At 46.6% G+C, this 11994-nt stretch carries 9 protein-coding genes; 4 read left to right on the forward strand and 5 right to left on the reverse strand.

Going from position 1 to position 11994, the window contains the following annotated elements:
- Positions 1-36 precede the first annotated feature (36 nt).
- Positions 37-702, reverse strand: coding sequence for a global nitrogen regulator NtcA (ntcA, locus tag QUA36_RS12920; protein WP_006634020.1), 666 nt, complete (start codon positions 700-702; stop codon positions 37-39).
- A 328-nt stretch (positions 703-1030) separates the two neighbouring features.
- Between ntcA and fabI the strand changes: the two genes are divergently transcribed.
- The gene (fabI, locus tag QUA36_RS12925) at positions 1031-1807 is read left to right on the forward strand and encodes an enoyl-ACP reductase FabI (protein ID WP_333101974.1); all 777 of its coding nucleotides are present in this window, start codon (positions 1031-1033) and stop codon (positions 1805-1807) included.
- 405 nt (positions 1808-2212) lie between these two features.
- A complete protein-coding gene (gene hisB, locus QUA36_RS12930) occupies positions 2213-2851 on the forward strand; it encodes an imidazoleglycerol-phosphate dehydratase HisB (protein WP_445301435.1) in 639 nt (212 codons plus the stop codon).
- A 45-nt stretch (positions 2852-2896) separates the two neighbouring features.
- Here the strand turns inward: hisB and QUA36_RS12935 are convergent, their stop codons facing one another.
- The 3 genes from QUA36_RS12935 to QUA36_RS12945 form a co-directional block, all read right to left on the reverse strand.
- Positions 2897-3847, reverse strand: coding sequence for a PmeII family type II restriction endonuclease (locus QUA36_RS12935; RefSeq protein ID WP_333457841.1), 951 nt, complete (start codon positions 3845-3847; stop codon positions 2897-2899).
- A gap of 72 nt (positions 3848-3919) precedes the next feature.
- Positions 3920-4765, reverse strand: a complete 846-nt coding sequence (locus tag QUA36_RS12940) for a TdeIII family type II restriction endonuclease (protein ID WP_333162037.1) — start codon at positions 4763-4765, stop codon at positions 3920-3922.
- A gap of 158 nt (positions 4766-4923) precedes the next feature.
- Entirely contained in the window at positions 4924-8133 is a 3210-nt protein-coding gene (locus QUA36_RS12945; protein WP_333457843.1) for a glycoside hydrolase family 15 protein, read from the reverse strand.
- 111 nt (positions 8134-8244) lie between these two features.
- On the opposite strand from QUA36_RS12945, the gene QUA36_RS12950 reads away from it, so the two are divergent.
- Together QUA36_RS12950 and QUA36_RS12955 are read left to right on the forward strand one after the other, a co-directional pair.
- Entirely contained in the window at positions 8245-8382 is a 138-nt protein-coding gene (locus tag QUA36_RS12950; RefSeq protein WP_333038037.1) for a hypothetical protein, read from the forward strand.
- Between the two features lie 207 nt (positions 8383-8589).
- Positions 8590-9321, forward strand: coding sequence for a WecB/TagA/CpsF family glycosyltransferase (locus QUA36_RS12955; RefSeq protein ID WP_333457844.1), 732 nt, complete (start codon positions 8590-8592; stop codon positions 9319-9321).
- Between the two features lie 88 nt (positions 9322-9409).
- Here QUA36_RS12955 and QUA36_RS12960 read toward each other — a convergent pair whose 3' ends face one another.
- Positions 9410-11737 carry a S8 family serine peptidase gene (locus QUA36_RS12960; protein WP_333457846.1) on the reverse strand — a complete coding sequence of 776 codons (2328 nt, stop codon included), beginning with the start codon at positions 11735-11737 and terminating at the stop codon, positions 9410-9412.
- Between the last annotated feature and the right edge of the window lie 257 nt (positions 11738-11994).

The following is an 11994-nucleotide window of genomic DNA, read 5'->3' on the forward strand; positions in this document are numbered from 1 at the left end:
AAAATCCAAAATCCAAAATCCTATACTTTCTCGGCATCAAGTGAATTGCTGGCTTAGGGCCACCGGGTTGTGGACTGTGATCTTTTTCTTGTGGATCGAGATCATTGTTTCTTGCCTGAGATCGCCCAGTAAACGAGTCACAGTTACCCGTGTCGAGCCGATCGCTTCGGCGATCGCTTGGTGGGACAGCTTCAAATCTATCGTAATCCCCTCTGTACCGGGTACGCCAAAATCCCGGCACAGAATCAGCAGAAAGCTGACGAGTCTCGAACCCATATCTCGGTGGGCCAGCGTTTCGATCATCATCTCGGTTTGCAAAATCCGAGACGACAGTCCCCGCAGCATCACCATCGACAATTCTGGGTCTTCCTTGAGCGCTTTCTCAACTTGTTCGATCGGCAGCGAGATCAATTCCACCGGTGTAAAGGCTACCGCATGGTAAAACCTGTCCGATCGGTGTCCCGTAATCAGAGACAGCACCCCAAATACGCTATTTTCGCGCAGGAGGGCGACTGTAATTTCTTCCCCTGCTTCGTACACCCTGGAGAGCTTCACAGCACCTCTAATGAGAACGTAGACGCGCTCAGCCGGGTCTCCAGGGAAAAAAATTGTCTTGCCCCGTTCAAAGGTTTCCACAATGGGTGGAAACGCCCCGCCGCTGATTTGGCGGAACACGGCTGCTAGCGGTCTATCATGCGTCACGACTAGATCCTTTGTACTAATCAATACTTTATAACTTGCCGATTAACCTTATTGAGTAAATATACTTCCTAACCTCCAATATCTAGGGATTCTGTTACTTCCATCTAATGTTAAGGTAAACACACGCTGTATGATTAAATCTAGCCCTTCTCTTAACTTTTTCAATTCCCCCCCATGTAGCTCCACAGCAAAATTAATATCAATTGTGTCTCAATTGTGTCTCAATTGTGTCTCAATCAGTTAAATCTGAATCAGTTGTGTCTAAACTGGCGGGGTTGTCGCATAGAGCCAATGAGAACGGTGCAAGTTGCTTTTAGATAAACTACAGATGATAGATTTGACCGGAAAAAATGCTCTTGTTACGGGCATTGCCAACAATCGCTCGATCGCCTGGGGCATCGCTCAGCAGCTCCACAAAGCTGGGGCCAACCTCGGCATAACTTATTTGAAGGACGAGAAAGGCAAGCACGAGCGCAAAGTCGCTGAACTGGTGGAACCGCTCAATCCCAGTCTGTATTTGCCCTGCAATGTCCAAGACGAGAGCGAAATTGAGTCTACTTTTAAAACCATCGCCGACAAGTGGGGCAAGTTAGATGTCCTGATTCACTGTCTGGCTTTTGCCGGCAAGGACGAACTTTCGGGAGACTTCACCAACACTTCGCGCCAAGGTTTCTCCAATGCTTTGGATATTAGCGCTTACTCGCTGGTGCGGCTTTGTGCTGCTGCTAAACCCCTGATGGCCGAGGGTGGCAGTATTGTGACCCTGACTTATTTGGGCGGCGTCCGGGTAGTTCCTAACTATAATGTGATGGGAATTGCTAAGGCGGCTTTGGAAATGAATGTTCGCTATCTGGCTGCTGAACTCGGCCCGTTAAATATTCGGGTAAATGCGATTTCTTCTGGCCCGATTCGGACTCTGGCTTCGTCAGCAGTTGGCGGTATTCTGGACATGATCCACCACGTTGAGGAAGTGGCCCCGCTGCGGCGGACGGTGACTCAGCAGGAAGTGGGAAATGCTGCGGCTTTTCTGTGCAGCAATCTCGCTAGCGGGATTACGGGTCAAGTTTTGTATGTCGATGCCGGTTACGAAATCATGGGAATGTAACAGTTTTCGATAATTTTGAGTTATTCAGGGGCGGGTTGAGATCATAAACTTTAACTTTAACAAGTAAGTTTTATCTCGCATCTTCTTGCACCATTTTCAAGAACCTGTAGGGGCGGGTTCACCAAAAACTTTCTCCGGTGACAGACAGGTTAAATAAACCCGCCCCCACCCACTCGCATCTTGCACCATTTTCAAGAACCTGTAGGGGCGGGTTCACCAAAAACTTTCTCCCGTGACAGACAGGTTAAATAAACCCGCCCCCACCCACCAAAAATCCCTTGATTGACATTGGTGTCTGATGTCAGTTGCATGCAGAACCAGCCCCTCGCTTGAGACTCAACACTAAAAAAATCCCGTTCTCAAATTACTAATTATCAATAACTAATGAATGACCAATTGCGAATTATGGAGATAATCGATCGCCCTTCTGTACCTCCTGCAACTTCAGTTCAACCAGGTAGGGCCGCCTTGGTGAAACGCACGACACTGGAAACGGATGTCACTGCTAGCCTCAATCTCGACGGTGTGGGAACTTGCAAGGCGTCTACGGGGATTCCGTTTTTAGACCATATGTTGCACCAGATTGCTTCTCACGGATTGATCGATTTGGACGTGCAGGCGATCGGGGATTTGGAGATTGACGACCACCACACGAACGAGGATGTGGGAATTACCTTGGGCCAAGCCCTAGCAAAAGCTGTCGGGGATCGATCGGGCATTTCTCGCTTCGGCCATTTCATCGCCCCTCTCGATGAAGCTTTAATTGAGGTAGTGCTAGACTTTTCGGGACGGCCTCACTTAAGTTACAACTTGGAAATTCCCAACCAGCGGATCGGCACTTACGATACTGAATTAGTGAAAGAGTTTTTTTCGGCGGTGGTGAACCACAGTCAGATGACACTGCACATTCGACAGTTGCAGGGCGGGAATTCTCATCACATTGTGGAAGCGGCGTTTAAGGCATTTGCGCGAGCTCTGCGGATGGCGGTAGAAATCGACCCGCGGCGCGCCAGTGGGATTCCGAGTTCTAAAGGAGTTTTGTAGTTTGGGGTTTGTAGTAGCGTTTGGGCGCTACTACGAACTTGTAAATCAAAATATATCTGCTATATAGTTAAAAACACCTTGACTTCCCTCGCCGTACTTTCCGATAAATTCAGCGATTAGTCGATCGCTACACCTTTCTATAGCTTCATCAATAGAACTTTGTGCTAAAACTTGACTAGCCGACTGACGCAACACTTCAAACAGATTCACAGTATAGCGAGTATCTTCACTGACAAAATCCCACAGTTCTCGACCTATTAAAGTGATCATTTCCGAATTTGGCAAAATTTGCTTCAGCAAACCAAGTGTTACAGTTTTATTCGTTCTTTTACCGTAAGCTATACCAATATAAGCGCGATCGCCCTCCTGAATTTTTTCCTCAATTTTGGCAGCCCAATATACTATCTGGTCTTTATCCATATCATTCGGGCCACTTTTTACCTGTATCCAGCATTTCTCGCCATCACTGGTAGTTTTAATTGCGTCCCATCCAGACTCTTCCGGTGGAATTTCTGCACTTTCAGAACAAGATATCAATAGTTTTTGAATAAAAAATCCCATTGAAGTGACAATAGACCTAGTAGCAGTCATATAAACATTGAGCCTGACAACTTCTTCGGGAGTGTCCAAATTTAACGCCCTAATTAAAAATGGGTTGGGATGAATTTTCCCTAAAGTCAGATTTTCAACCATAACTAGCTGTCGCCCAGTAAAATCTCGACAAATGCTGGCTAAAAAATTTTCAGCGATAGTAAGTTGCAGCGACAGTTGGCCTGAAGATATAAATGCTAAAATGCGTTCAATCTCATCGGGAGTAAATCTCAGGGCTCTTTTGCCCGATATGCTGCTGATGCCGTTTCTGAGTGTTTCTGCTTGTAAGTTAAAAAATTCTTCTAACTCCGCAAAATGACCGGCGAAAGAGCGAGACTTTCTGGCCGGCAGTCCTACTTCTTTTTCTAAAACAAATGCTAATAATTCATGAAGTTGCTCTGACACTTTTATTTCTCCTCAACTCTATTTTAAATATTAGTTAACTGAAAAGAGAAAGCTGAAGAAACTCATACTTTACTAAAATCCAAAAGCAAGAGCATCAAGCATATACTTACCCTTCTCCCGCCCGACTTCTTGATATATATCCAAAAGTTCTTCGTAAGCAGTCTCTCCCCCTATAATATTCCAAAACTCATGTCCCATAATGACAGCTTGTTCAAAAGGCGTGTACTTCCTTGCCACTGACCATTTATAATCTGAACGATTTGGCCCGTAAGGATTGTAAGCCATAGCATAATAAGATTGAGCATCGGGTCGAGACAGTCCGCACAGTAAATGATATCTCAGCAGTCGTTGAATTACCTCCAAGCATTGTCCTTTGTTGGGTTTCGATCCTTTAATTTCAAAGAAAAATTTCCTCCCGTCACGGGATAGCACGTACAAATCTGCTTTGACTGTGACCGATCGCGTAACTAAATGGTTAGTTTTGGGAGCCTCAAGAACAGCTTCTATCATTTCTTCAAAAGCAGGTTTATTTGCATTTTTGTCGGCTGACTTCTCAAATAGCGCTATCTGACGCTCAATTTCATGGATAGCCTCTATGCTAACTTCGCCAGAAATTTCATAGCTTCTGCTTGCTTCTTGGTGATGTTCCAAAGCAATGAGTTTTGCACATTCTTCATAAGTTGTGCCCAAGCTGCTGCTGAAACCTCTTTCAAACTCGTTAATCCGCAGCAACTCTGAGGGCATAATAGCAGCCTGAAACGGTTTCAATTGACCTTTAGAGGATTTGCATGATAAATATGCTGCTGGAATATCAAGTTTCGGTATTAGCCGTCCTCTGTATTCATTGACAAGGTTTTCGATGAAGACTTCTAAGTAAGCTTTGATTATGGCGCGTGTAATTGAGCTAATAGCTGACATTATTTTACTGCGAATATTCAGTTTACTTGACTTGTTGCAAAAATGTAATAACTTTGTAGTTAGGACTTTCGCCCTTGCTGATGAGTTGGCAAAGAAAGGACGGAAGTCGTTACTACAAACAGGTCAATCGAGACTTGTATTAACCACCCGCCCTCACTCTATCCAAACTTCGTCAAGAATCGGAAAGCATCGAGTACATGACTCGCGCAAACGTAAGGCGAAGTATTGTAAAAAGCTTGCCAAGCCGCGGCTTTATCTTCGTCGTATTTTCCCGCTCTTTCCGGGTGTTTTCCTTGCCAATTCAGGCGCACTGCGTGACCGACTAATACATCTAAAACGATGTATTCTTCTACTTGCAATTCTGGGTTGCGCTGGGCGATCGCCGCCAACTCCATCAGCGCCTCAATATTGACTTGTCGATATTCCGGTGCGACAATTTTATTCAGCAAATGCTCGATTTGTAGCGCGAAATTCTTTTCACCGGGTGTCATTTCCGATAAAATGATATGGCTATCTAACCGATTGCGACGCTCTAATTTGTCGCCAATTATCAAGCCTTTGCAGTGCCGCAGCAGTCCCCAAACACTCGGATAAAAATCCTTCGGTACGCGATTGACAGTACCTTCCATTTGCCGCTTTCGGCGCCATCCTCCCCCAGGCATGGTTGGTTCTTCAGAAACTGGCGCTACTACCCATTCAATATCTTTTTCCGGCTGTTTGACGCGCAGGGATTCTTGCTGTTTGAGGATTTGATTCATTTCCTCGTATTCTGTCAACACTTGGCGCAGGCGATTTTTGATTTCAAAGGGGCTTAGCTGCATTAAATGTTCGTAAGCTTCATTTTGCGTAACTCCCAATTCGCGGGCAAACTCGCTAGTCAGCAGCAAAATAAAGTAGCTAACTCTTAGCGTCAGCAGGCCTTTAAATAACTGCGGTTCGGCTTTAATTAGCAGGCCGAGGTAGATGAGAACTTCTTGAGTTAGAACTCGATCGCGAATGTCTTCTCCGCAGAATTGGCGAATTTTGTCCATCACTTCCGTGTAAGATCCGGGTCGCGAAATTATCGAATCTTCGCTGTAAGCTTTCCCCACAGCAATCTGTTTTTGCCGCACCAAAATGTCTGTCACCGCATCGGACAAGCTGATATCAACTTTGTCCAGCAAACCTGCGGCATGGCGGATGACTGCCCATTGGATTTTTGATTGCGAACTTTCTCCAGCTTTTATATAAACTTCGTTGAGCAAATCCACAACTTTAACTGTTTCTTCCGCCCCTCCAAATCCCGTATCAAAATTTAATCCTTTGAGGCGAACTAACGTGTGCAGCAACTCTATTTGTTCGTACAAGTTTTCTGAATCGCGCAGGCTAGTTAGCAAGAATTGAGTATTAGTTTCGCACTCTAATTTAAATTCTTGCGTGTGACCCAAAGGCCAAGTTTTTTCCGGATTGTAAGTTAGATAGCTGCGCGTTTCTACTGCACCTGTCACCGGAGATTCGGTAAATTCAAAATCGTGCATGAAATCAATTCTTTCGGTGCCAGCGGTCAGCATTAACTGCTTAAGATTTCCGAGTTTAACTGGCGTGTTGTTACAGTGTCCATCCCGGAATTCCTTCATTAATTCTAACAACGCTTCCCGCCCGGTTTCCAGCATCGTGTGAGTCAGCATCAGCGTTACCGTAGGGCGTCCCAACTGATACCAGTGGCGGTGAATGTGAGCTATTTCGCTCTTGATTTGAGCTACTAAAAAATGGTAATCTAAAGTTAAGTAAAACTCTTGTCTGTTCAAAAATGAGGGGAGAAATACGATCGCCTCTTCGCGAATTTTAAACACCCGAGAAGTTGTTAAACTCCGCAAACGGCGCACGGGGCGGCCGGTTAAGCCTAATTGGTCGTTGCGTCCAATTTGGGTGTAAATAGCTGATAATTCTTTAGTCTGGCGGACTTGAATAGGTTCTACCTGTTTTGGGGTTTGCGCGGCAATGCCGTTAGCGGCTAATTCTGCTTGCAAATCTTCGTCTTCAGCTAACAGTGCAATTTGCACTAAAGGTTCTCTGTGTTGGTCCACTGACAGATGCCTTCCCAGCGGATCGATATCGCCCACTGCGATTAATCCTTCATTTAGCAATTGACCGAGAAAATACAGACTTTGGGCCCAAACTAGGGGAATATTTTCATTGGGTAAGCGCTGCTGGCTGCTGGGATTTAGCTTTTCTGCTTCTATATTTTCGGCGGGGACGTAGTACAATTCTGGTAGTAGCGGCACACCAGAGCGATCGACTGCTAAAGATTCCAAACGCTGCTGGTACTCTTGCACTTGGGCTTGATTTCCCTGAAATATGCCGTCCAACAATAAATAAGTGAAAAATAGCGGCCACTCGCATTCAATGTGCTCGAACTGCCTTAATTCTGTGGGCTCGTAGTGCAGGCGATCGGCATCTTCCAACACTGTTTGGTGTCCGTCCCGCAGAAACCGCTTGCAGCCGTAATTTCCTTGCAATTTGTCAATAATCTTATTTCGAGTCCGTTCTATTAATTCTCGATCTTCCACAGCAAAAGCCGGAAAGCTAATCACACTCAATAAAGCGGCATCTACTTCTTTTGAACTCGATTCGCGAGGCAAAAGCGATTCCAAAGTTATGCGACTTCTGGCAATTTCGTCTGGCAAAACGTGTATCACCGATGCTTGAGAGCCTTTAATTCCGAACAAATCCAACCCATTTATTGCTTCCAGCGCTGCTTTTGCCATGCCAACTGAACTGGCGTTCAATTCTGCATTGCCGCGATTGATTTTATGACCTCTTTCCCAAATTCCGTAATCCGGCGTGCGGTAGGCTCTACCGATGTAGTAAACTAAATTTTGCACGAAATTGACTTCATCAATTGTAAAAATTACGTGCAGCCCGGAAGCCGTCATTTGAGCAAGAATTAATAAGAATATAGATGTAGCGTCTAACTGTAAATGTCCCCACTGGTCATCACCGACAACAATACTTCCCGTTTGAGTATTGTATTTAGCGTGCAGGGCGTCTAGCGGCGACTGAGTATTTTTAAAACGTTCTACTTTGCTCGATTGCTGCATCATCGCAAACAGCAAGCCGCGCATCAGTTTGACTGTGCTGTGTTCGAGTTCAAATGTCCTGCCCTGATCTCCATCAATTTTGCGGTAAGCTAAACCCAAACCCCAAACCGCGAGAATGCTGTACACGTTGTCGCGCACCCAGGCATCGGTGTAGTCGCCGTGGGCGTTAACGGCGGTACTCGCGGGCAGCAAACCAGTAATTGGGTTCTGGCGCTTGAGGATGATGGTTTTGATTTGCTCGTAGTAATAATCTAACCTGGTTTGCCGCTGGTTTTTTGCGATCGCCATTTCGTTTTCCTGCTTTTTCCTGATGCGAGTAGATTTGGGGTGAATAGACTTTTAAATATATCAGAGATTAGATTATTTCTCAAGTTATCCAAACACAAAAAGGTAATTGCCATGTCTACCCAAAACCACAATAACAACAGCGTTCCTTTCGTGAAAGTTGTCTACTCTACAGTGAAAATTAATGGTAAAATTGAGCTAGTACCGATGGAATGGTACGCAGACGGCTCTGTCAAAAAAATCGAACGCTAATGCTCGATCGCACTTGGCGGGCAAACTCTAATGAACTTGCGCGACTCGTCGCTTACAAAAAAACCGGTTTCTGGGCCACAGAACGATGACTTAACAGACTCTGGGTGGCACAAACCGGGTTTTTTGCGACCAAAACTGGTCTAGCGTCGATCGCCAATCTAAGCTAATTTAAATAACTAGGTGTGTAGGAATCTCAAATAAAAAAATATGGATCGATCGCAGCCGCAATTTTCAGTGCTGGGACTACCAGTTCACATATTAGATGATTATGCAGGTTGGCTGATGGAGCGTCTGCATCAAGGGTTAGGAAGTCATGTGGTGACTTTGAATGCTGAAATGGCCATGCAAGCCGAGCAAAATCAGGCCTTAGCAGATGTAATCCGCAAAGCGGAACTCGTGATTCCCGACGGTTCGGGAGTGGTGTTGTACTTGCGGCTGCGTGGCAAACCGGCACAGCGCTATCCGGGGATTGAATTAGCAGAATCGCTGTTAGAAGCTGCCGGAAACTTGCCGAATTCTGAATCAATATTTTTCTTCGGAGGTTACCCCGGAATTGCGGAGGCGGCAGCAGAAAATTGGCAGCAAAAAGTTAAGGGATTGTCGATTGTTTCTCAGCATGGATATCTCTCGCCACACGAACAAAAAGACTTGGATCAAAGCTTGAAAGAAATGCAGCCAAAACTGATTTTTGTGGGCTTGGGAGTGCCGCGCCAAGAGTTTTGGATTGCCGAACACCGGCATCTTTGTCCTGATTCGATTTGGGTGGGAGTTGGCGGCAGTTTTGATATTTGGGCGGGCAAAAAAACTCGCGCCCCTGCTTGGTTTTGCGACAATCATTTAGAATGGTTGTATCGGCTTTATCAAGAACCTTGGCGGTGGCGGAGGATGTTGGCTTTGCCACAATTTGCCTTGAAAGCTTTGGGGGATTTTCGAGCTTAAAAATGCCACAATAAAATAGGTTTGTAGTGAGGACTAAAGTCCTCATAAAATTATCAGGAATTCAGTCCTCACTACGAACCGATCGCGATTAAACAATGTAAGGAGAATCGATCGCCTTTGCCCGATTAATCGCCACCAAAGTCTGGTAAATCAAAGCCGAAATCTCACCGCGGGTAATGTCCCGCAGCGGCGAAAGCCAATCGCGGGAAGGATAATTAACCACAATCTTCAAAGCAGTTGCTGTGCCGATCGCACTTAAAGCATAATTAGGAATTTGAGAGCGATCGGTGTAAACTTTCAAAGTATCAGGATTGCCGCCCTTAAGTTCCAAACCGTTAACCAAAGACACGATCGCATCAGCCTTAGTTAAATTCTGATTCGGGCCGAACTTCAACCCCGGAAACCCCGCCAAAAACCCCCCCCGATTTGCCCGTTCGATCGCACTTCTCGCCCAAAAAGTAGCAGAAACATCAATAAAATTTGTAGCCGGCACCCTCGGAATCGGACTAAACGCACTCACCAACAGCGCCGCATATTGAGCACGGTTTAAACTGTCATCAGGCCTAAAAGAACCGTCAGGAAAACCGCTAATTATATTCGCCGCAGCCAAAGCTTCAATAAACTTCTGTGCCCAATGTCCAGAAATATCGCTGAACACTGTACCCCCGATATTCGGATTGCCGCCGCCCTTTCTCACCGCAGCTTGCACAGCTTTAAAAGCATTCACTTTCCCGTAACCAAACCAATCGCTGCGGCCGTTGTTAGGATCGTAATTTCCCATGCGATTGCCCAACTGGGGATCGGGATCGGGATCGACAATTTTCTCAGCAGTTTGTTCGAGAATTCCCCGCACTTCCCGCGCCGTCAAACGGGGGTTAGCCGAAAGTATCAACCCTGCAACCCCAGCGACTACTGGAGTGGCGCTGGAAGTACCGCCAAAAGTATCAGTATAGTCCCCCCAGTCGTAGCCCCGATCGCCCACTCGATCGGCAGTAAACACCCCCAAACCGGGCAAATACTGCGTCACCTCCGGCGGCGTGCCGATAAATCCGGTTTCTGGCAACCAAGTTCCCGGCGGCGCGTTGTTGCTGGGGGCGCAAACCGAGATGCTGCTGCCCCAATTGCTGTAGGCTGCTTTTTTGTTGAGGGAAGTGGAAGCGCTGACGGCAATTACGTCGGGGTGGACGGCAAATCCTGCCAGCCATCTAGTTTGACCGCCCAGGACGTTGTTGGGCCAGCCTTTCTCGTTAATTGTGCCGTTGACTGGGCGGTTGGCATTGCCGGCAGCGAACAGAATAACGCAGCCTCTGCCGCCCCGCCCTTGGGTTGCTGCTTTGGTGATAACGGCACTCTGCCGCAGGGAAAGGGGATAGTAAACTGCCGCAGGCCCCCAACTGCAAGAAATGACGGCGGCACCTTTTTCGATCGCCCAATTAAAGATTTTTTCGACAGAATTGTCATCGAGAAAACCACTGGTACGGATGGGCATCAAGGCGCAGCCGGGGGCGACGCCGACAATGCCTTTGCCGTTTTCTTCAGCAACGGCGACGCCGGCACAACTTGTGCCGTGGTTGTCTGAGTCGGCGACTGGCATCGGGGAAGTGTCGCCGTCTTTGAAATCGATGGGTGAGACGATTTTGCCTTGGCCTTGAAAATCTGGGTGGGTGATGTCAACTGAATCGTCGGCGATGGCAATTACGATCGATCGAACTCCGCGAGTCAGGTTCCAAGCTGGTTCTGCATAAATTTGAGCACCGCCGACAAGTTCGTTGCCGCCTTTGTTGTTTAGATACCACTGTTTGGGATAAAGCGGATCGCGGGGCGTGTAATGCTGCTGCGTCTCTACTACAATGTTGGGTTCAGCTACCAGAACTTCTGGATATCTTGTCAGGCGGTTGGCAATTTTGACCGGGTTTTCTGTTGCTTGTTTGGTGACTTCGCAGACGAAGGTGTTAGCAATTCCTTCTACTGGCCGGACTATTTTTAAAGCTGCTGCATTGGCGATCGCTTTTCGCGATTGTTCGTCTACTTGTTCGCCAAATTGAATGGTAATTTGGTCGGTTAAATAAAAGAATGTACTGGGATTGTTCGCGGGGCAATAGACGTGGCTGGCAAAAGCTACAGCATCGCTGGCGCGGGCTGCTTGCATTGCTGCTTCTAGGCGATCGGGTGTAACGAGATATTCTTCCAGATTGCTTTGGCCGACGCGACGGTTGAGTTTTGCCCCAGTTGTTGCAGTCCAATCATTTGAGGCTGATGCTGTTGATGAGGGGCGGACTGTAAAGCGATCGTCCACTTTTGACAGCAGCAATTCATCGCCGCCGCGCTGCAAAATCACTGGCAGACTTTCATCTGGGACTCCGATTCCTTGATAATTTTGGAGAGTCTCGGAGGTGGGTTTGCTTGGTTGTACCATCAGAAATGTTCCTGTTTGATTTTGATGTAGATTTATCAAACATATTTATAAGCTGTCAGGGATGTTTTCACCATGAGGGGTTTGAAACTGTAACTAACAGCGGTAGGGCTCGTCATAAGCACCTTACTAACTCCATTAGTCTCAAGCGAGAGAGACCAAAGTTTGTGTAGGATCGGTTTCAAGAGACTGTTGGCGAATTAAAAAAGGGTGAAACCAAACATCCCATAATCATGGAAAAAAAACTACAATGAGGCAGA

It is taken from the genome of Microcoleus sp. Pol10D4, assembly GCF_036701555.1.
GTDB lineage: Bacteria > Cyanobacteriota > Cyanobacteriia > Cyanobacteriales > Microcoleaceae > Microcoleus.

Bases quoted from the DNA above. Each gene is read 5' to 3' on its own strand.
- fabI (WP_333101974.1), top strand. From the start codon at position 1,031: ATGATAGATTTGACCGGAAAAAATGCTCTTGTTACGGGCATTGCCAAC.
- hisB (WP_445301435.1), top strand. From the start codon at position 2,213: ATGGAGATAATCGATCGCCCTTCTGTACCTCCTGCAACTTCAGTTCAA.
- QUA36_RS12940 (WP_333162037.1), bottom strand. From the start codon at position 4,765: ATGTCAGCTATTAGCTCAATTACACGCGCCATAATCAAAGCTTACTTA.
- QUA36_RS12945 (WP_333457843.1), bottom strand. From the start codon at position 8,133: ATGGCGATCGCAAAAAACCAGCGGCAAACCAGGTTAGATTATTACTAC.
- QUA36_RS12950 (WP_333038037.1), top strand. From the start codon at position 8,245: ATGTCTACCCAAAACCACAATAACAACAGCGTTCCTTTCGTGAAAGTT.
- QUA36_RS12955 (WP_333457844.1), top strand. From the start codon at position 8,590: ATGGATCGATCGCAGCCGCAATTTTCAGTGCTGGGACTACCAGTTCAC.
- QUA36_RS12960 (WP_333457846.1), bottom strand. From the start codon at position 11,737: ATGGTACAACCAAGCAAACCCACCTCCGAGACTCTCCAAAATTATCAA.